The organism is Mucilaginibacter sp. P2_A5 (assembly GCF_056404995.1).
Genome location: NZ_JBFUCY010000036.1, coordinates 43,935 through 65,381, shown reverse-complemented (window position 1 = coordinate 65,381; position 21,447 = coordinate 43,935). Strand labels below are relative to the sequence as shown.

The following is a 21,447-nucleotide window of genomic DNA, read 5'->3' as shown; positions in this document are numbered from 1 at the left end:
TTCAGACTTATTCCTTAACTTCGCACAATGAACTTTTCGTCCAAATTACTGGAAAATGCTGTAGCCGAATTTGCCAAATTACCGGGCGTGGGCCAAAAAACCGCGCTCAGGCTGGTGCTGCATTTGCTAAACCAGGATAAACAGGATGTAGAACGATTTAGCACCACCGTGAGCAAGCTGCGTAACGAGATTATGTTTTGCTCGGTTTGTCACAACATATCCGACCATGCCGTGTGCGAAATTTGCTCATCGCACAAACGCGACCGCAGCCTTATTTGCGTGGTTGAGGATACCCGCGATGTAATGGCCATTGAAAATACCAACCAGTATAATGGCGTTTACCACGTTTTAGGTGGCTTAATATCGCCAATGGATGGGGTAGGGCCATCGGATTTGCAGGTTGATACTTTGGTGGAACGCCTGAAAGAAAACGAGGCCAAAGAGATCATTTTTGCCCTTAGCGCGACTATGGAAGGCGACACCACTTTGTTTTATTTAAACAAGCGCATAAAATCTTTCCACATTACCATATCAACCATAGCCCGTGGCATAGCCTTTGGGGGTGAATTGGAGTACGTAGATGAGATCACCCTCGGGCGGTCTATCGCAACACGTGTTCCGTATGAAAATTCATTGTCAAAGTAAGGTATGAAACTCTCTGTTATCGTTGTAAATTATAACACTTGTAATATGCTCAGGATTGCGCTTGATTCGGTTGTAAGGGCCGCTGCAGGCATTAATTGCGAGGTTTTTGTGGTAGATAATGCCTCTACAGACAAATCTATAGAGATGCTGGGCCATGAGTTTCCTGAAGTTAAAGTAATAGCCAACACCCACAATGAGGGGATGGCAAAAGCTTATAACCAGGGTATTAAAGAAGCTACAGGAGAGTATATTTTAGTAGTCAGTGCGGATACAATTACAGGCAAAAAAACTTTTGAGAAGGCATTGGAATTTATGGACATGCATTTGGATGCCGGGGGCATGGGCGTGCGGATGATAACCCCCGATGGCCGTTTCCTTCCCGAATCGAAACATGGCTTTACCAAGGCCTGGGCTGTGTTTTTTAAACTGACCGGCCTGGCCAAATATTTTTCCAAATCGCGCCTTACAGATACGCAACGTAAAGACTGGGTAGAGGAATTTCAAACTTCAGAAACCGATGTCATGAATGGCGCTTTTATGCTGATGCGTAAAGAAGCTATTAATAAAACCGGGCTGTTTGACGAGCGTTTTTATGCCTATGGATATGATATTGACCTGAGTTACCGCATAAGGCTTGCCGGGTTTAAAAATTATTACTTTCCTAAAACGTATATTATCAACTTCAACAGCCGTAATAATGTGAAATTTAGCTGGGATTATCTTAAGGAATTTTATGGTGCGATGATTATCTTCGCCGCCAAATATTTATTTAAGGTGCCCGAAATAAAAGTGGAGGGTTTGCCGCAGCTATTCCCTTCAACATATGAAGTTAAATGATAAAGTTATAGTAATAACCGGGGCATCATCCGGCATCGGAAAATCACTTGCTATTGAGTGCGCCAAACGCGGCGCTACCGTGGTTTTGGCAGCCCGCCAGTATGTAACCCTTTGCGTAATAACCCAGGATATTGAACGGCGCTACCAAACCAAAGCCCTGGCCGTACAATGCGATGTAACTGTTGAGGCCGATTGCGCCCAATTAATTAAACAAACCCTCATCACCTTTGGTAAAATTGATGTGTTGATAAACAATGCAGGTATCTCTATGCGGGCACTGTTTAAAGATGTTGATTTAAAGGTTTTGAAATCATTGATGGATGTAAACTTTTGGGGTACGGTATATTGTACCAAATACGCGTTGCCCGAAATTACCAAAACTAAAGGCAGCATAGTAGGAGTATCATCCATAGCGGGCTATAAAGGTTTGCCTGGTCGCGCCGGATATTCTGCTTCAAAGTTTGCCATGAATGGCTTTTTGGATGCTTTAAGGGTAGAAAACCTGAAAACCGGCGTACACGTATTAACCGCCTGCCCTGGCTTCACGGCATCAAACATCCGCAATACCGCGCTTAATAATGAAGGGATAGAACAGCGCGAAAGTACCCTGGAGGAAGATAAAATGATGACAGCCGACCAGGTTGCCAGGATAATTATAGATGGCATTGAAAACCGCTCGCGAACACTGGTATTGACCCTGCAGGGCAAACTTACTGTATTGCTTAGTAAGCTACTGCCAGCCTTTTTAGATAAGATGGTTTATAATGTGTTTGCTAAGGAAAAGAACCCGCTTTTGAAGTAGTGAGTAGTGAGTGGTGAATAGCGAAAGCTGATCAAATTATCCATTCACCACTCACTATTCACCATTCACTATTTCATAAGTACTTATCTTACTCATATCCAAAATGGCCTGTCCATCTTCATCACGATGAAATACGGGTACAAATTTGGCTCCCCAAACTACGTCCGAATAGATGTAAGAGGTGCGGGAATGTACGGTTTGTGAAAAGGTATCATCGAAGGTTTTGAGGATGACGGATAAGCTGGCCTGTTTGGTTTCCAGTTCGTCCTGGGTTATGTCTTTTAATGGGCTGTTTTCATCAAGGGGGTGCACCACCGTCCAGTTTACTGTCAGAATGCTTACAAACTTTCGTTCCAGTTCCAGTTGAAAAAACTTGCGGATCACCTTGCCGTTCACTTCTTCGTTATAGCCAAATACAACCTCAATCTCGAGGTCTATCAATATGTTACGCCTTAAATTGGCCAGTCTGAACATTAGCCCCCGGCCATCGCGGTAAGGGGCAACTAACACATTATCGCTATACAATATTTTAGCCGATGGCCTGGAGAAGCGCCCATAAAGCAAACCTGTAGCCAACGCGAAGGCCAGTAAGCCCATCATGGATTCCAAAGCGGCTACGCTATTGGCTATCATTCCCTTCGGGCTGATATGGCCATAACCTACTGTTGATATGGTTTGTGCCGAGAAGAAGAAAGCATCCATAAAGCGATCGAAACTGGTATCGCCGCTACGGCCGTCGAGCACATCGTGGCCCAGGAAAAAATAAATGGTTGCAAACAACAGGTTGGCTGTTAAATACCCGGTAAAAACAATAGCCCAAAACTTACGCCAACTCATGGTAATAAGCGAATGGTAATTGTTTGCGGTAGAAAAACGCGGCAAGCCAGTACGCTTTACATTAATAGATCCATCTTTATTAATAACCGGCTGGCTTTTTACCACAGGCTGTGTGCCGAAGCCAAGGTCATCCTCGGGGTTTATTTTTTCTTTATGTATAGCCATTTTTTGATTAGTGAATTATTGATTTAATGAATTATTGATTTGGAACGCAGGTTAATTCATTAATCAATTATTAAGCAGCTGAGTGCTTATTACAAAGTTTCATTAAATTTTCTTAATTCACTAATTCAATAATTCACTAAATCAATAATTAAATTTATCTGTTTGTTTTTATAAAAACTATTTCCATATTTGTGGCATAAATGAAAATGAACGCATTAAACAATAACTGGTGGTGGCTTAACGAGATATCGTAAGGCAATTCCGTGTTTGTTTAAAAAATATATTCAAAGGAAGGGTTGCCATACGGTAACCCTTTTTTTATTAGCCCCCGGCCCCCTGAAGGGGGAGTGAGAAAGTCGAGGGGGGAGTTGAGTTAACAATTAAAAAGTACCCCCTTTAGGGGGCCAGGGGGCATGAAACAGATACTTAATCATCTATTCGAACACAAAACGTTTAGCAGGGAGCAATCAAAAGGGATTTTGATAAACATTGCACAGGGTAAGTACAACAACTCGCAAATGGCGGCGTTTATGACGGCCTATTGTATGCGCAGTATTACAGTTGATGAGCTGGAAGGCTTTCGCGATGCCATGCTGGAACTTTGCCTGCCCATTGATTTGCAAACCAGCGAACTGATAGACTTGTGCGGAACCGGCGGCGATGGAAAAGATACCTTTAATATATCCACCCTTGCATCATTTGTGGTAGCGGGAGCTGGTTATAAGGTAGCCAAGCATGGTAACTACGGTGTATCATCGGGTTGTGGTTCATCAAATGTGATGGAGTATTTGGGCTATCAGTTTACCAACGATACTGATAAACTGAAACGCGGGATTGACAAAGCCAACATCTGCTTTTTACATGCACCCCTGTTTCACCCGGCCATGAAAACGGTAGCGCCTATCCGCAGGGAACTGGGGGTGAAGACGTTTTTTAACATGCTTGGTCCGCTGGTTAATCCGGCGAAGCCTGAGAATCAACTGGTTGGTGTTTTTAACCTGGAATTGGCAAGGGTATATGCCTATCTCTACCAAAAATCGACCACTAAATATACCATTGTGAATGCCTTGGAGGGTTATGACGAGGTTTCCCTTACCTGCGATTTCAAAACCTTTTCGGCCGAGGGCGAGAAGATAAACAACGTTGAGGCCCTGGGCTTCGAAAAGCTTGATCCGGCCGAAATTGCCGGTGGTGATACCGTAAGTGCCTCTGCTGCAATATTTAGCAGCGTGCTTAATGGCGATGGTACCAACGCGCAAAACAATGTAGTACTGTCCAACGCGGCTTTGGCCATCAGGACTATTAACCCCGAAAAAACTTTTGCCGATTGCTTTTACGAGGCAGAAGAAGCTTTGCTAAGCAAAAAAGCGCTGAACAGTTTTAACCTGCTATTGCAAAACTAAACATGAAAATAAAAGTTTGCGGTTTAAAAGATCCCGAAAATATTGAGGCGGTAGCTGCCTTAAATCCGGACTACCTGGGTTTTATCTGTTATGGGCCTTCGCCGCGATATATCGGTCAATTATCTGCAGAAAGTTTCAAAAAACTACCAATAAACATCAAAAAAACAGCAGTTTTTGTGAATGAAAGCGCACAAATAATCAACTCTTTGATACAGGCCTACAATTTTGATGTAATTCAATTACATGGCGACGAATCGCCGGAATTTTGTAGCAGTTTTCGGGATAGGGTTACCGTGTTTAAAGCTTTTGGGTTGGATGAAAATTTCGATTTTGGCCAGCTGGATAATTACGTAAACAAAGTAGACTATTTCCTGTTCGATACAAAAACTGCAGCCTACGGGGGCTCGGGTAAAACTTTTGATTGGGGGATGTTGGATAGTTATAAACTAAGTGTTCCATTCTTTTTGTCGGGGGGTATCAGCCTGGATAATTTGGAAGAAATTAAAAAAATTAACCATCCCCAATTTTACGGGGTGGATTTGAATAGTCGTTTTGAAACGGCGCCCGGTATTAAAGATACCGGCAAACTAAAACAAGCATTTGATATCATCAACAAACAACCTATTATAAATGAAATACGGAGTTAACGAGCAAGGTTACTATGGCGATTTTGGCGGCGCCTATATCCCCGAAATGCTTTATCCAAATGTTGAGGAGTTAAGGCTTCAATACATCAACATTATTAATGATCCTGGTTTTAAAGCCGAATTTGACGACCTCCTGAAAAACTACGTAGGCAGGCCCTCCCCGCTATATCATGCCAAAAGATATTCGGAAAAATATGGCGCCAACATATTTTTTAAACGCGAGGATTTAAACCATACCGGTTCGCATAAGATTAATAATGCTATCGGGCAAATATTGCTGGCCAAACGTTTAGGCAAAAAGCGGATTATTGCCGAAACCGGCGCCGGGCAGCATGGTGTGGCCACAGCTACCGTTTGCGCCCTGATGGGTATTGAATGCGTGGTTTATATGGGCGAAGTTGATATGGAACGCCAGGCCCCTAATGTATCGCGCATGAAAATGCTTGGTGCCACGGTAAGGCCGGCATCATCGGGTAGTAAAACACTTAAAGATGCTACCAACGAGGCCCTGCGCGACTGGATAAGCAACCCGGTTGATACCCACTACATCATCGGATCGGTGGTTGGGCCGTATCCTTTTCCGGATATGGTGGCCCGTTTTCAATCCGTGATATCCGAAGAAACTAAAAAACAATTACTGGAGCAAACAGGCAACGAGTTGCCGCAATACGTAATGGCCTGTGTAGGCGGCGGTAGCAATGCCATGGGCATGTTTTACCATTTTTTGGACGATGAAGATGTTAAGCTGGTTGCAGTTGAAGCCGCAGGCAAAGGTGTTAATAGCGGCCACTCGGCTGCTACCACCTTTTTGGGACAGGAAGGTGTGCTGCATGGCAGCCGTACCATACTGATGCAAACACAGGATGGGCAGGTGGTTGAACCGTACTCAATATCTGCCGGGCTCGATTACCCGGGTATTGGTCCGCAGCATGCGCACCTGTACAAAATAAACCGCGCCCAATACACCAGCATTACCGATGATGAGGCGTTACAGGCAGGCCTATTATGCTCGCAAATGGAAGGCATTATCCCGGCCATTGAAACAGCCCACGCACTGGCACAACTGGACAAAATGACATTCAAAGCCGATGATAACGTTGTTATCTGTATCTCGGGCCGGGGCGATAAGGATTTGGATACTTATATTAAATATTTTAACTTTTAGTTGTTCATGGTTCATAGATCATAGTTCATTGCCCAGGATTTTATTTCTGAAGCGGCCATGAACCATGAACCATGAACTATAAGCAATAACGAACCATTGACCATGAACAATTCAAACCGCCTAAACGAGCTTTTCGCTACCAAAAAGGATAATTTGTTATCTATATACTTCACCGCGGGCTATCCCGCTTTAAACACTACCGTTGATATTGCCGAAGCTTTGGAAAAAGCCGGGGCCGATTTCCTGGAAATTGGTTTCCCGTACTCAGATCCCGTGGCCGATGGCCCCACAATTCAGCACAGTTCTGAACAGGCTTTGGAAAACGGGATGACCCTTAACGTGCTGTTTGAAGAACTGACTGAACTACGGAAGCGCGTTACCATCCCAATATTATTGATGGGCTATTTTAACCCGATAATACAATACGGTATCGAGCGTTTTTGCAAAAAGGCAGTTGAATTGGGTGTAGATGGCGTAATAGTGCCCGATTTGCCCATGTACGAGTACGAAGCCAAATACGCCAATTATTTTACAGATAACAACCTGAGCAATATCTTCCTGGTTACCCCGCAAACATCCGAAGACCGCATCCGTAAAATTGATGAGTTGAGTAATAGTTTTATTTACCTGCTGTCGTCATCTTCCATAACGGGCGGCAACTTGCAGCTAACCAATAGTATTGAAGATTATTACAAACGCATTAAAGCGATGGAACTTAAAAATCCAACTATCATAGGTTTCGGCATTTCGGATAATAATACTTTTAAACAAGCCTGCGCCTATGCAAACGGTGCTATTGTAGGCAGTAAGTTTGTAAAGTTGCTGGCCGAGGAAGGTTATATGGAGAAGATACCGGGGTTTATTAAGGGGATAAGGCCGTAAGGGATAACACACTTTTCAGTCGTCATTATAAGGTACGAAGCAATCCCGAACTAAGTGGGACTAAGCATGTCGGGGATTTTTTCGTGTCTTATAATGACGTGTTTGTAAATAGTTGATTTTCAACCCTGTTTTTTTGGTAGTTTATGTCATTGCGAGGTACGAAGCAATCGCGAACTATGTATGGCGGACCTGAACAGTTCGCGATTGCCACGCTATCGCTCGCAATGACATGGTTGTTGTAAGCAGCTAAAGCCAACACGTCATTGCCATTTTTTTCAGGCTTACCCGATGGCTCCCCGCAACGACGTAAAATATCTGTATATCGGGTGACAGAGCCCCTACAAATACAATTCCAAATCCCCCTTACCCTCACGAATTACTTCAAACTCGCCGTTGGTACAGTCGACAACGGTTGATGCTATGTTATCGCCGTAGCCGCCATCAATCACGATGTCAACCAGGTCTTCATATTTTTCGTGGATCAGTTCCGGGTCGGTAGAGTATTCGATGATGTCGTCATCGTCGCGGATAGAGGTTGATAGGATGGGGTTACCTAATACACGTACAATTTCGCGGGCAATATCATTGTCAGGAACACGGATACCAACCGTTTTTTTGTTGCTGCTTAATAGCTTGGGCACTTTATGGCTTGCGTTAAATATAAAGGTGAACGGGCCGGGCAGCGCTTTTTTAAGCACACGGAAAGTGGCGTTATCTATCGGTTTAATATAATCAGATATATGGCTTAAATCGTAGCAGATAAAGGAAAAATTCGCCTTCTCGGGTTTAATGTTCCTGATTTTGCAGATGGCTTCGATAGCTTTATGGTTGTGGATATCGCAACCAAGCCCGTAAATGGTATCTGTAGGATAAATGATCAATCCGCCTTTGCGCAGCACTTCAACAACCTGCTCTATCGCTTTAGGATTCGGATTTTCGGGATATATTTTAATGAGCATATTTAATAGACAAATATACGCTGAAGTAGTTTAAAAAATGTATGGTTGTATAAACAACGAACGTAAATGTGTTGCTGTTCGGAAATCGAACGGCGGGTGTGATTTACAGTATCAACTATAATGTAATTACCACCGGATTACCAGTTAAACAATCCTTTAGCTTTTTTAAGCAGGTTTGTTTTATTGCAATGCACGTCAATCCTCGCTTGTGCGTAGGGTGCGCCAAGTTCCTTTGCTTTGTGCCAATCGGCGCAAGCTCCTTTAGCATCGTTCATGTTCAATTTTGAATTTCCCCGGTTAAAATATGCCATCTCATTTTCGGGATCCAATTCAATAGCTTTTGAATAATCGTTAATGGCTTCCTGATGTTCCCCGGCTTCATCTTTATTTGCTGCCCTGTTTACTATTGCATCTGTAAAATCGGGCGCTATTTCGATGGCTTTGTCATAATCACGCCTTGCAGCTTTCCACGTGTGCAATTCATCTTTTATCGTTGCCCTCGAATACCACGAGTTAGGGTCGTTCGGATTTATTTTAATTGCCGTAGAAAAATGGATTATTGCCATTCCGAGGTTTCTTTTGTTATAGGCTTCCATTGCAAGATCGAAATAATGACCGGCCTGACCGGCATCCATGTTAGGGAATAACTGGTTTTGCGGATCGCCCATGGCCCCGTACCCATCCAATTTACAATCAAATTCATAGCCTTTGCAATACAAGTCGAGTGCCCAATACATCAGGTTATTTTCATCAACCGGAAACTCAGTTGCCTCGCCTGATATTTCCCAATAGTCAGTTTTTTTCGCTATATCACCAATTTTGAATCCATAATTATTTGTTAAAAATGAAGCTAAAGCATCAAGCTTGCCTTTGGTATCTGAAATGAAATTGAAATCATACGTTGCTAAGGCATTATCCTGCATTCCGCTTTTTTTTCGTTGTTCAAATACATTGGCGGCGGACGTCATTTCTTTGCCAAATTTGTTATGAAACTCCGTTTTGGTAAAAAATCTATTTTCCATCTTGTAATAAGGTTTGAGATAGCTATAATAAAGGAATCAAACAACAATCACAAATAAAATATCGACTGTTAAGGGAAAAGGTTACTGTAGTTGCAAACTACAGGCATAATCGTCCGAAGTCGGAATCGAACAGCGGGAAACACCTTATCGGAAGGCAGGAGGTGAGTCTTGACTTAGAACTTAATACTTACGACTCAGTACTCAAATTCTACCATCAATTCAATTCCCCGCCTTCGGTTTCAATACCTTTACCAGCTTATCCACCAGTTGTGTATCGATAACAGATTTTTCAATGATACCGGCAAAACCCATTTTTAAATACTTTTCCGTATCAGCCGATTCTGTTAACCCGCTTATCGCAATTACAGGCAACTTATTCGGCAAGATGGTTGATTTTTGTATTGCAGCCAATAATTCGGCCACATCTGTTTCAGGTGTCTGTACCGCTGTTAACACAACGTTTATGTCGTTTTTAGCCATTATTTCTAAGGCTTCTTTGGTATTTCCTGCCTGCATAAAATTGACATCCCATTTTGCCAGCATCATTTTCAGCGACATTAAATCAAGCTCATTATCGTCTACCGCCAAAATGTTAATCCCACTCAACAGTAATGCCGGGTCAAGCGTATTTGGTTTAACAACAGTGGCAGTATTGCTTTTTTGATACGGAATAACAAAGCTAAAAGTAGTGCCTGCTCCGGGCTTGCTATTTACCGTGATATGCCCGTCCTGCAGTTTTATCAGTTGTTTGCAAATAAACAACCCGAGTCCGGTACCCGCTTTTCCATTGGATGAGCTGGTTTGATAATATTTTGAAAACAGGTTTGATTGCTGATMTAAGCTAATCCCAGCCCCGGTATCCCTGATATCAACCAATAGTTTATTTTCTGCGCTAACCAGCTCGGCTATTACCCTTATTCCTCCTTCTTTGGTAAATTTAATGGCGTTACTCAGTAAGTTAACCACAACCTGTTTAAGCCGCAGGCTATCGCCCAGTAAAATGGCGTCTTTATCGCCTTTGAAATGATAATCTAAAGTCAGGCCCTTTTTAGTTGCGCCAAACTCCATGCTTTCTACAACTGTTTTTAATGTAAAATCGGGGTTAAAAGGTTCGCTGTTAATTTTAAACTCGCTGTTTTCCATTTTTGCCGCGTCCAGCGTATCGTTAAGGGTACGCAGCAGCATATCTGATGAGTGTTTTATAGAGTCGAGCATATCAACCTGTTTTTGCGCCAGGTTGGTTTTGCCAAAAATGTAAAGGAAACCCTTAATAGCGGTAAGGGGGTTACGTATCTCATGGCTCATATGCAAAAGCAGGTCCATTTTTTGCTGGGCAATGGTAACCGATTGTTCAATTTCTTTGTGTAAAAACAATTCGGCCTTGTTAAGCTGAATAACAAAGATAATAAGCAGGATAGCAAACACCAGTACAAGGAATAAAGCGATAAGCGAAAATTTATTTAGCAAGCCGGTAGTTTCCTGGTAGCTTTTGAACGACATTTCCCTGAATTCATTCGTCACGTTATAATTAATTTCCTTCATATCGTTAATAATGCGCTCTAGCTCATTACTGATATGTGTATTAAGGCCAATCAACTCCCGCTGCATGGTAATTAGCCTTAGGTTTTGCTGCTGCAATTGCTTAAGGCTGTTAGCGTAAGCCTTTTGATCTTTAGCTAAAACTTTTTGTGTAGAGGCGTTAACCTCATTTAAATTGTTGCGATGGTTAATCTCAATTGCAGATATCGCCCTGTCGTCTTTATCGTTAATGGCGTCTTTAATTCGTTTAAAAAGCCCCCTTTTTACTACCGGAGTAGTTTTTTTAACAGTGTCTGTACTGGTTTTAAATGATTTATTTGCATTACGGGAAAGTTCCTGCGCGTACTTACCGGCTTCGGTGTTAAAAGCAGCATAAACAGTAAGCAGTGAATCAAAATTGTGCTTAAGCTGGAATAACTGGTTGGATAACGTTAGCTTTTTTTGATACCATAACTTTATTTTATTGCTTTGGGCAGCGTTAAGGCTGGTTGTATCGGCGGCCCCTTTTAATAAAGTATCCAGTTCATTAAACGCCGATGTAAGCTTTGTTTTATAATCGTCGCTATTTTTACTGTTGGTGTTTAGTAAGGATGCCTGGAAATCGTCTTCGGCCTGGTGCAGTAGTAACAATATATGCTCAGGATGGTTATTGCCCTGGCCCATATTGTTAGCCAGTTTAGAAATGTTTTCTAACTTTTTAGTAATTGACCTGCGGACAATAAGCGCTGTTACAGAAAAAATGATGGCGAATGCAAGGAACGCAAGAAGGATTTTCCGGGCTAATGTTTTGGTATAAGTTGTTGGCATAAAATTGCGTTTGGCACAACTACACATGGTATAGTTTGGTGTGCAAAACTATCAAAAATTAAGTGCATTTAACTGATGATGTTGGCAATGGCCAGGAAGCATTTAATGACGTGTTTTGGGAACGATCTCAATGTCATTCCTCCTTCAGAGTTTAACTAAAATTTGATAACTATTTAACTAAAATTTGATAACTATCTATGACATATCCCATTTTGCTGTCATCCTGGACGAAGGATCTATCAGCTGTGCATAACCGATAGAAAAGTTCGCGAATAGATGCTTCGTTCCTCAGGATGACAGTCTTTTTATAACGTTATTCCCACCAGGGTTTCGATGGATTTTATAACTCCTGACGATACCTGAAATCTAACTCAACGCTACTTCCTTTTCAGCGTAGTATGCGCCTTAACCCCATTAGCCGCAATGTCTACGCCGATAGAATCGCCATAAAATTTGCCACTGTGTGGTATTTCGATATCGCCCAGGGTAACTGTAAACGTAAATTTATCGCCGTTAATTTTGCCATCGTCAACAGGTAGTTCGCCTTTAGGGGTTTGTACGGTGCCGGCTAATTTATCACCGTCAATTTTAAAATTGTAGGTTAAGGGATATTGGTCGCCATTTTCCATTGTTAAAATTCCGGCCCAGCTTCCGCTAAAATCGGCAATGGCAGCTAAGCAGGCAAAAAAGCAGCAGCACAGCAATACAGTTGTTAAGAATTTTCTTTTCATAACGTGTTGTTTTTCTGTAGCTAAAAGTACTGTTGCTATTAAAATTTATCATAAACAATAGGTTAAGTTTAATGGTGGGTGGGAAACGTTAGTAAATTAAGAGGTTTTTAGCGTAAAGATCGCGGAGACGCCAAGTGAGTTACTTGTTTTTTCTAAGCGATTTTGTGCGAAAGGATTATAAATGAGACCATCAAACAGTTGCCCTGCCAGGAATATCATAAAATTAAACGTCATCTCTTCGATAGTTTATCATAAACGCGTTTTGTCAATAAAATTATTGACAAGATATTTTGACAATAATTTTATTGACAGATTTTGTGTATAGACATGGGCCGTGCCTACGGCACTTTCGCGATTGTTCAAATATCCCACGGGTTGAAACCCGTGGCTACAATATGTTTCGGGCCTATGGCCCTTAGCTGCAATTGTATGGGTAGGGGGGGGATATACCCTGAGTCAAGAAAATAGAGGCAAAGCCCCGGCCTATATTGTTATTGTGGCAACAATATATGATCCTTAACGGGGGGAATTGGCCAGGAACTAAGAAATACTCTAAATCGCTAAAAAGAGGCGTAGCCTCGGCCAATATTGTAGCACCGGGTTTCAACCCGGTGTAAAATAAACAGGAGGCAAATGAGAAACGGTTCGGCACATATAAAACGGCGGAATTTGCAATTTCTATGGAACTCATAGCAAGCCCAAAGCTTATGAGAAACAAAGCGTAAGGCAGATCCCATCCGCCTCACGCAAAAACAATCAAGCCTACTCAAATTTATCGGCTACTACCATGATCTTCATTCCCGGTTTTTCCTCGGCTTCAAATGTGAGCGTAACTTTGCCTGCTACACCGGCGATAGTTATGGTTGCGGTTCTGTCATGACCATTATCATCACTGAGTTTCGCTTTGATAACTGTTTTGCCTTCTTTAAAAGGCGTTTTCCAGTCGCAGGTTTTTGAACTGATTGGTCCCGACATCTTGTGATCGTCGCCACCGGGAACAATGGTTACTTCTGTTTTTGTAATGGTAACAACCGTGTTTTCATCCCTGCTGTCGGTGTTGCCCTGGTCATCAATTTTACTTGTTTTTGATGATGTTAAGGTTACGGTTTTGTCGCACTGCGCGAAACCTGCTGTGGTACCGGCTACCAGCAAAAAGATGATAATAACCGCTTTTTTTAAATTGAATGCTGTTTTCATATACTGATGATTAAGTTTGAAATAAAGATAGGTGTTTTATATAGTATTATGCAATACAAAGTACTGTATAAAATATAGATATCTGATTATAAATGAGATGATTTTTTATCGGTTCGCTTTTCATAAAAAAGCGAATCTGAAGTGTTGTTTGGTAACGGTGTTATTAGGCACCCGTTAAACCAATTGAATAAAAAATGGTATATAAAAAATATTCTTTAAATTTGTTTACATCGTTGAGTAAACTTTATGAGCATTTTAAAATATCCGTTAAATAATGCCCAGATAGAATTGATGAAACTATTTGGAACCAACTTGTCTGATAATGACCTTACAGATCTGAAAAATTTGTTGGCCCGTTTTTTTGCTGATAAAGCCATTAAAGCTGCCGATAGTATTTGGGACGAAAGGAACCTTACAAATGATGATATGGACAAGTTATTGAATGAGCAACGGTAAAAAGCTTGTCATCGTTCTTGATACCAATATCATGCTTGTATCGGTTTAAAGCCGCTCAAAGTATCATTGGCTTTACCAGGCTCTTCTGAATGATAAGTATCAGCTTGCAATTACAGCTGATATTCTTTTGGAATATGAAGAAATGATAGGCACACATTGGAACAATAATGTTGCGCTGAACGTTATCAGATCTATAACCGAACTTCCGAACGCATTATTTACCCCAATTTATTATAATCTTAATTTAATTACCGATGAAGACGATAACAAGTTTGTTGATTGTGCTTTTGCTGCAAATGCCGACTATATAGTTACTCATGACCGCCATTTTAATATTCTTAAAACAATTCCTTTTCCTCGTATCCCATTAATTGACATTCATCAGTTTCAATTGCTATTGCAATCTCAAAAATTGATTTAATATTAAAATTATCTCCGGATAATTTCCTGCTATTAACAGTTAAAATTAATTAGTGTGAAAACAACAATTAATGTACATTTGAAATGTATTACCTTTATATTGTTAAAGCCAATTATATTAACCCGTTATGCGTAAAAACATCTGTTTATTATTAGCTGTATGCTACAGCTTTTCGGCCTTTGCACAAAAGCAGCAGGATTATCCCATTCAGCCGGTTCCGTTTACCAGTGTAAAACTGGCCGATCATTTCTGGAATTCGCGGATTGAAACCAACCGCACGGCCACTATCCCGGCATCGTTTACCCGTTGCGAAAGTACTGGCAGGGTAAAAAACTTCCAGATGGCAGCAGCCCGTTCGGGCAAATTTTGCACCACTTACCCTTTTGATGATACCGATATTTATAAAACCATCGAGGGCGCTTCGTATTCGTTGGCCGTTCATCCTGATAAACAGCTGGATCATTACCTCGATTCGATGATCACCATAGTAGGCAAGGCGCAGGAACCCGATGGTTACCTGTACACCGCCCGCACTATCGACCCAATTCATCCGCAAGCTTGGGCCGGCCCCGAGCGCTGGGTTAACGAGCAAAATATGAGCCATGAGCTTTACAATAGCGGCCATATGTACGAAGCCGCCGCGGCCCACTTTATGGCTACCGGCAAACGCAATTTCCTTAATATCGCCCTTAAAAACGCCGATTTGCTGGTACGCACTTTTGGCCCCGGTAAACGCACGGTTGCGCCCGGACATGAAATTGTAGAGATGGGGCTGGTACGGCTATACCGCATCAGCGGTAAAAAGGAATATCTTGACCTGGCCAAATTTTTTATTGATGCCCGTGGCCACAAGGAATACAACAAAAAAAGCAAGAATCCATGGGAAAATGGTGTTTACTGGCAGGATGACACCCCCGTTACCAACCAGGAGGAAGCCGAAGGCCACGCCGTACGCGCAATGTACCTGTATTCGGGAATGACAGATGTTGCAGCCCTCACCGGCGATAAGCAATACATCGCCGCTATTGATAAGATATGGGATAACATGGTGAGCAAAAAGATTTATGTACAGGGCAGCATAGGCGCAGTCGGTGATGGTGAACGCTTTGGCGGCAATTACGAGTTGCCAAACACTACAGCATACAACGAAACCTGCGCCGCTATAGGCAATGTTTTCTGGAACCAAAGGATGTTTTTATTGCATGGCGATTCAAAATATATCGACCTGTTGGAGAAGACCTTGTATAACGGATTAATTTCGGGTGTTGGACTCGATGGTAAATCGTTCTTTTATACCAATGCCATGCAAATCCGCGATAGCTTTACGCACCCCGATATTGAGCGTGAGCGCTCAGGCTGGTTTACCTGCTCGTGCTGCCCAACCAATATTGTGCGGCTAATCCCTTCTATCCCAGGTTACATGTACGCCCAAAATGGTAACGATGTTTACGTCAACCTGTTCATCAGCGGATCGGCAAATTTGAAGGTTAACGAAAAGGCGCTTAAAATTACTCAGCAAAATAATTACCCCTGGGAAGGCGGCCTGGTATTCAATATCGATCCGGCTTCGGCTATGGATATGAACCTCAAAATACGTATTCCGGGCTGGGCACAGGATAAAGCTATCCCGTCTGATTTGTACAGCTACGAGAAGCCATCGGCACAAAAAATAGAAATAAAAGTAAACGGTAAAGCTATTGATTACCAAATGGAACATGGCTATGCCGTTATCAGCAAAAAATGGAAAAAGAACGATAAGGTAGAGCTTACGCTGCCCATGGATGTGCAACGCGTAATAGCCAACGAAAAACTGGCCGACGACAACGGAAAAATTGCCATTCAGCGCGGCCCTATCATGTATTGTGCCGAGTGGAAGGATAATGCCGGCAAACCGAGCAGCTTTATTATCCCTAAAGACGTTGTTTTTACCCCAACTTATAATGCTGATTTGCTAAATGGCGTAATGACATTAAAGGCCGATGTAAAAAGTGTTAATGTTGATGAAGCAAACCAAAACATCACCACGGGCACCAGTACATTAACCGCTATTCCATATTATTCATGGGCAAACCGCGGTAAAGGGGAGATGACCGTTTGGTTTCCCGAGCAGGTGAAGTATGTGGAGTTGTTGAGTAAATAAAAGTAGGTTCGGCTCGTTATTGAAAAATTAATGTGGTAACCTACCGTCATTACGAGTATCCATCAGGTAAAACCTGAAAAAATCATTATGACGTGCAACGGAGATAGTTAAACTAATGTTCTAAACTACCGTCATTGCGAGGTACGAAGCAATCCCGAACTATGTTGGACTTAGCATGTAGGGGATTGCTTCGTGCCTCGCAATGACGATTTTAGACTATTCCCATTTTTAATAAATGTTACACATACATTTCTATTTTCTTGAAATGTTTATACCTTTAAAAAGTATAAACAAACCAGTAAACCATTCTGAGCCAATTGCAGGCCGCCTTTAATTTATGGCGACTTTTAATGGTATCATTAAAACATCAATTATGATAAGAAAGATTTTTATCCTATTATTCCTTGCCACGGGTTACCTGACAGCCTCGGCGCAGGAGGTTTCCATCAGCAAAGGCTGGAAATTTACGGTCGGCGATTCGATTCAATGGGCGTCGCCGACATATAACGATCAGCATTGGCAGGTTGCCAAACTTGATGAAAACTGGGAGCGCCAGGGCCATCCCAATTACGATGGTTTCGGCTGGTATCGTACCAAAGTGGTTATTCCGTCGTCATTAAAAGATAAATCGTACCTGAAAGATAGCCTGCGCTTAAATTTAGGCACTGTTGATGATAACGACGAGGTTTACCTTAACGGTAAACTGGTAGCCAAATACGGTGGTTACGGCGGTACCATAAAAGATGGCCATTACGGCGGCCGCTCATATACCATAGCGGCAAACAACCCCGCTATTTTGTGGGATAAAGAAAACGTGCTGGCGGTGCGTATATTTGATACCGGTGGCGATGGCGGTTTGGTAACCAGCGGCTACGGTAGTGCATTTAACATTACCATGGCCGATGTAATGGATCATGTGGCTGTAAATACCGAGGCTGATTTTGTATACGGCGATAATAACAGCCTGAGCAAAAGTGTTAAACTACACACTACAAATGCTTACCAGTACAGCGGCACCCTTGCATTTAAAGTAACCGACCCCGAAAACGGTACCGTGCTTTACGAAAAAACAAACCCGGCCAATTTTACCAGCGGCAAGCCGTTTACATACTCGTTTTCGATAGCGCGCCTGGCAAAAAGATCATATATTATCAGCTATACTTTTACCGATACCAAATCGGGCAAATCGATAGTACAAACAGAAACTACGCCTTATATTTTAACGCCTTACCCAACGGCAAAGGTGAAAATTAATGGTGCCGATGTATTTGGGGCGCGGCCGGGCCACCCGTTCCTTTACCTTATACCTGCCACCGGTAAAAGGCCGTTGCTGTACAAGGTAGCAGGGCTTCCCGAAGGTTTAAAGGTAGATGCCGCAACCGGGGTAATCAGCGGTTCGGTAGCTCAAAAGGGCAATTACCCGGTAACTTTTACGGTAAGCAACAGCCTTGGCGCCAAAACAAAACAATTCACCATTAGCATTGGCGATAATATTGGTTTAACCCCTGCTTTAGGCTGGAACAGCTGGAATGCCTGGGGCCTGAGTGTTAACGACGAAAAGGTACGTATTTCGGCCAAAGCCATGATTGATAAACTGAGTTCGCACGGGTGGGCTTATATCAATATCGATGATGGATGGGAAGCCGAAAACCGCGCTGCCGACGGCAAAATTGTAACCAACAGCAAATTTCCTGATATGAAAGGCCTTACCGATTTTGTGCATGGTTTAGGCTTGCGCATGGGTATTTATTCGTCGCCCGGCCCGCGTACCTGCGGTGGCTTTTTAGGCAGCTGGCAGCATGAAGACCAGGATGCCCAAACCTACGCCGACTGGGGTATCGATTATTTAAAATACGATTGGTGCTCATACTCGGATATTGCACCCAAACCAGATCTTGATGGATTGAAGAAACCTTACCAGGTAATGCAGGCTGCATTAGGTAAAGCAAACCGCGATATCATGTACAGCCTTTGCCAGTATGGCTGGGGCAATGTATGGGAGTGGGGTGCCGAAGTAAACGGTAATAGCTGGCGCACCACAGGCGATATCCAGGATACCTGGCAAAGTATGGCTACCATTGGCTTTAACCAGGGCCCGGCAGCGCCACATGCCCAGCCCGGTCATTTTAATGACCCGGATATGCTGGTTGTTGGTAAAGTAGGATGGGGCCCAAGCCTGCATAACACCAGGCTTACGTTTGATGAGCAGTACACGCACATTAGCTTGTGGAGCCTGTTGGCATCACCTTTGTTAATTGGGTGCGATATGGGGCACCTGGATGCCTTTACATTAAGCCTGCTTACCAACGACGAAGTGCTGGCAATTGACCAGGACGCATTAGGAAAAGGCGCAAACCAATATATCAAAAAAGATGATTACCAGGTTTGGGTAAAAGAGTTAAAGGATGGGGGCAAGGCAATCGGTCTGTTTAATACATCCGATAAATACCAAACCATCAGCCTTGATAAAACCGATCCGGCTATAGCGGGCTATACCAAATTCAGGGATGCCTGGCAGCAAAAATATATTGTGGTTACCGGCAATACGCTAACAGCTAAAATAGCGCCGCATGGTGTACTGCTGGTACGGGTGGAAAAATAAATTGGGAGCGACGCTTGTTGCCGTCAACTTTAATACGAAGGCCTGTGAAGTTTTATATTTTCACAGGCCTTTATTATTTGATGCCGTCTTTTATCGATCTATTTTCCGGGGCTATCGTAATAGTAAATAGGCGAGAATACGCCTTCGCTGGTAGTGTAGTATCCTTTACCGTCGGGTGTAAAGCCTATGGCTTCGCCTTGTTTTTCAACGGTGTAAGGCAGTTCTTTTGGTTTCCTGGCCATGGCATCCCATACATGCTCATTAGGCTGGCGTTGCCAGTAGTAAACTTTTTCGTAGCTTTTTAACAGGATCTGTTGCCCGTCTTTCGAGATATCGCCCGCGGTAATCCATTTAAAAGGCTTAAAACCGGCGAAAAATAGCTTGGTACGCCTGGTTAAGGTAAGCGTATCATTCGCTTTATAACTCAATGGCGATGTATACACCGCTACGGTATCGCTGCGCTTGGTTACAATGTATAAAAGTTTTTCAACCGGATCAATCATCAGGGTTTCGGCGTCTTTAGGGCCATCGGGATATTTGAAATTAACAGTTACCGGCGTGGCGTGTGTTGTTGTATCCTGCGCCCATAAGGTGTTTTCTAAAAAGCGGTAAACAGTAATGTATTTCCTGTCCAGCCTGTTATCGCCGATATCGCCTAGGTATATGTAGCTTTTACCTTTTTGCGGGCCTGGGCCAACGGCTATGTCCTCGCAGTCGTTTACGCCCAATTTAGCTTTTTTATCCCCTTTAAAATAAATGGTGGCTTTTAACTTGCCCTCGGGGTTTATCGAAAAAAAACGGCTGGTATCGCCGCTGTCGTTATGCACATAGTATACATCGGGATTAATTGATGATGCCGCTATGCCCGATGTTTCGTCCATTAATTTGCTGCTTAGCGTACCGCTTATTGGTTTTTTATCCAATAAACGATGCTTGGCATATGCGACTATAAAAAGCAGCATTACAACGGGCACCAGTATTTGTAACTTTTTTCTTCGACTCATTTTATCGTTGCAAATAATAATGCAAATAAACCATATTAGTATGAAATTGACATTAATTAAATGCAATTGTTGATAATGTGTGCAAAAATGCAGCCAAAATTACCTGGCTGTGTCAAAGTGCAGATTAAGGCAGTATTTGGCCCGATGCAAAGGCCTACACCTGTTTATGCTTTTGGTGATGATTGAACTTTTGAAAAGGGAGTTTTAATACATTTGCAAATTTCCCATTCAGGTTTTCATCCATATGGGTGTCTATGCCAAATACGGTGTCTTCTCTATCCAGGTTGGCATAAGTGCCAAACAGCCGGTCCCAGACGCTTAGTACATCCCCATAATTGCGGTCGGTGTAGGGTAGTTGGTAGTGGTGGTGTACGTGGTGCAGGTTAGGGGTAATAAATACCAAACCAATAATTTTGTTAAGCCTTGAAGGTAGCCTGAACTCGGTATGGGCAACAATATTTGAAAACGACTGGAAGGTTTGCCTCAATATTAAAACGCCTATGGCGGGGCCGCAAATAAATACCCAAAGCATTAAAAAGCAGGTGCGGATGCAGGTTTCGCAAGGATGTTCCCTGATGGTGGTTGATACATCTACCTTAAGATCGCTATGGTGCACAAGGTGAAATCTCCATAAGGGCTCTATTTTGTGCATGGTAACGTGGTAAACGTACTCGCAAAAATCCATCATCATAAACATGGTAATGTAATATACCCAGGGGGTGGTGTGAAAAGGAATAAAATTGATAAGCCCCCAGTGGTGGGCGGTGACCCAACCCGATATTAAAACAACAAATGTTGTGAGCATCAGTTGTATTGGCAGGGCGGTAAATATAAACAGCGTGTTAACTGAGGTGTGTTTCCATTTGGTTTTTATACCATCAAAGGAAGCCAGCATTTCGGCAAACCATAAGGCTGTTATTACACCGGCGTATAAAAGTACCTGCGTGAGATCTTCATGCTGAGAAAAAAATGAGCTCAGTTTGTGCATAGTTAAATTAAAATAGAGATTTAAAGATAATATCTTTGTTACAACTACTTTAATTCAATATTAACTCTTCATTATTTGTTCATCTTTCTGCCCTGAAAATGAACATGGTTTTCTGGTTGCACAGGTCTAATGTCTTCTTTTACAATGCCGTACGGATAAAAAAATAAAGGGGCTTTAAAGCCCCTTCTGTATTTTAAT

18 protein-coding genes and 1 pseudogene are annotated in these 21,447 nt (G+C 42.6%); 11 read left to right on the top strand and 8 right to left on the bottom strand.

Annotated elements, in window-relative coordinates:
- Window positions 1–27: 27 nt before the first annotated feature.
- Genes recR through AC1DXF_RS24930 form a run of 3 tightly spaced genes read left to right on the top strand, consistent with a single transcriptional unit; the run spans window position 28 to window position 2,284 of the window.
- Window positions 28–645, top strand: coding sequence for a recombination mediator RecR (recR, locus tag AC1DXF_RS24940; protein WP_090649569.1), 618 nt, complete (start codon window positions 28–30; stop codon window positions 643–645).
- A gap of 3 nt (window positions 646–648) precedes the next feature.
- Window positions 649–1,482: a glycosyltransferase family 2 protein gene (locus AC1DXF_RS24935; RefSeq protein WP_477451418.1), complete on the top strand. Its 834-nt coding sequence runs from the start codon at window positions 649–651 to the stop codon at window positions 1,480–1,482.
- Window positions 1,469–2,284: an SDR family oxidoreductase gene (locus AC1DXF_RS24930; RefSeq protein WP_477451417.1), complete on the top strand. Its 816-nt coding sequence runs from the start codon at window positions 1,469–1,471 to the stop codon at window positions 2,282–2,284. Before AC1DXF_RS24935 ends, AC1DXF_RS24930 begins: the two co-directional genes overlap by 14 nt.
- A gap of 54 nt (window positions 2,285–2,338) precedes the next feature.
- On the opposite strand, the gene AC1DXF_RS24925 is transcribed toward AC1DXF_RS24930, so the two are convergent.
- Window positions 2,339–3,286 carry an ion channel gene (locus tag AC1DXF_RS24925; protein ID WP_477451416.1) on the bottom strand — a complete coding sequence of 316 codons (948 nt, stop codon included), beginning with the start codon at window positions 3,284–3,286 and terminating at the stop codon, window positions 2,339–2,341.
- Between the two features lie 413 nt (window positions 3,287–3,699).
- On the opposite strand from AC1DXF_RS24925, the gene trpD reads away from it, so the two are divergent.
- The 4 genes from trpD (at window position 3,700) to trpA (ending at window position 7,383) form a co-directional block, all read left to right on the top strand.
- Entirely contained in the window at window positions 3,700–4,689 is a 990-nt protein-coding gene (trpD, locus tag AC1DXF_RS24920) for an anthranilate phosphoribosyltransferase (RefSeq protein WP_477451415.1), read from the top strand.
- 2 nt (window positions 4,690–4,691) lie between these two features.
- A complete protein-coding gene (locus tag AC1DXF_RS24915; RefSeq protein WP_477451414.1) occupies window positions 4,692–5,336 on the top strand; it encodes a phosphoribosylanthranilate isomerase in 645 nt (214 codons plus the stop codon).
- Window positions 5,320–6,501: a tryptophan synthase subunit beta gene (gene trpB, locus AC1DXF_RS24910; protein WP_477451413.1), complete on the top strand. Its 1,182-nt coding sequence runs from the start codon at window positions 5,320–5,322 to the stop codon at window positions 6,499–6,501. Before AC1DXF_RS24915 ends, trpB begins: the two co-directional genes overlap by 17 nt.
- A gap of 102 nt (window positions 6,502–6,603) precedes the next feature.
- Window positions 6,604–7,383 carry a tryptophan synthase subunit alpha gene (trpA, locus tag AC1DXF_RS24905; protein WP_477451412.1) on the top strand — a complete coding sequence of 260 codons (780 nt, stop codon included), beginning with the start codon at window positions 6,604–6,606 and terminating at the stop codon, window positions 7,381–7,383.
- Window positions 7,384–7,721: 338 nt separating this feature from the next.
- On the opposite strand, the gene AC1DXF_RS24900 is transcribed toward trpA, so the two are convergent.
- The 5 genes from AC1DXF_RS24900 to AC1DXF_RS24880 all read right to left on the bottom strand — a co-directional run bounded on the left by AC1DXF_RS24900 (window position 7,722) and on the right by AC1DXF_RS24880 (window position 13,638).
- Complete coding sequence (locus tag AC1DXF_RS24900) at window positions 7,722–8,342, bottom strand: L-threonylcarbamoyladenylate synthase (protein WP_477451411.1); 621 nt, start codon at window positions 8,340–8,342, stop codon at window positions 7,722–7,724.
- Window positions 8,343–8,479: 137 nt separating this feature from the next.
- Window positions 8,480–9,364, bottom strand: coding sequence for a tetratricopeptide repeat protein (locus tag AC1DXF_RS24895; RefSeq protein ID WP_477451410.1), 885 nt, complete (start codon window positions 9,362–9,364; stop codon window positions 8,480–8,482).
- 219 nt (window positions 9,365–9,583) lie between these two features.
- On the bottom strand, window positions 9,584–11,710 hold the full coding sequence (locus tag AC1DXF_RS24890) for an ATP-binding response regulator (RefSeq protein ID WP_477451409.1): 2,127 nt from the start codon (window positions 11,708–11,710) through the stop codon (window positions 9,584–9,586).
- A gap of 377 nt (window positions 11,711–12,087) precedes the next feature.
- Window positions 12,088–12,441, bottom strand: coding sequence for a hypothetical protein (locus AC1DXF_RS24885; RefSeq protein ID WP_477451408.1), 354 nt, complete (start codon window positions 12,439–12,441; stop codon window positions 12,088–12,090).
- Window positions 12,442–13,203: 762 nt separating this feature from the next.
- Window positions 13,204–13,638, bottom strand: a complete 435-nt coding sequence (locus AC1DXF_RS24880) for a hypothetical protein (protein ID WP_477451407.1) — start codon at window positions 13,636–13,638, stop codon at window positions 13,204–13,206.
- Between the two features lie 246 nt (window positions 13,639–13,884).
- On the opposite strand from AC1DXF_RS24880, the gene AC1DXF_RS24875 reads away from it, so the two are divergent.
- The 4 genes and pseudogenes from AC1DXF_RS24875 (at window position 13,885) to AC1DXF_RS24860 (ending at window position 19,257) form a co-directional block, all read left to right on the top strand.
- Window positions 13,885–14,094, top strand: coding sequence for a hypothetical protein (locus AC1DXF_RS24875; protein ID WP_477357707.1), 210 nt, complete (start codon window positions 13,885–13,887; stop codon window positions 14,092–14,094).
- A 79-nt stretch (window positions 14,095–14,173) separates the two neighbouring features.
- Window positions 14,174–14,515: pseudogene (locus tag AC1DXF_RS24870) on the top strand (PIN domain-containing protein); the annotation flags it as partial.
- A 127-nt stretch (window positions 14,516–14,642) separates the two neighbouring features.
- A complete protein-coding gene (locus AC1DXF_RS24865; RefSeq protein ID WP_477451406.1) occupies window positions 14,643–16,655 on the top strand; it encodes a glycoside hydrolase family 127 protein in 2,013 nt (670 codons plus the stop codon).
- A 373-nt stretch (window positions 16,656–17,028) separates the two neighbouring features.
- Window positions 17,029–19,257 (top strand): putative Ig domain-containing protein, encoded by a 2,229-nt coding sequence (locus AC1DXF_RS24860; protein WP_477451405.1) that lies wholly within the window; start codon window positions 17,029–17,031, stop codon window positions 19,255–19,257.
- Window positions 19,258–19,355: 98 nt separating this feature from the next.
- On the opposite strand, the gene AC1DXF_RS24855 is transcribed toward AC1DXF_RS24860, so the two are convergent.
- Together AC1DXF_RS24855 and AC1DXF_RS24850 are read right to left on the bottom strand one after the other, a co-directional pair.
- Window positions 19,356–20,261, bottom strand: a complete 906-nt coding sequence (locus AC1DXF_RS24855) for a hypothetical protein (protein ID WP_477451404.1) — start codon at window positions 20,259–20,261, stop codon at window positions 19,356–19,358.
- Between the two features lie 154 nt (window positions 20,262–20,415).
- The gene (locus tag AC1DXF_RS24850; RefSeq protein ID WP_477451403.1) at window positions 20,416–21,249 is read right to left on the bottom strand and encodes a sterol desaturase family protein; all 834 of its coding nucleotides are present in this window, start codon (window positions 21,247–21,249) and stop codon (window positions 20,416–20,418) included.
- Window positions 21,250–21,447: the final 198 nt, after the last annotated feature.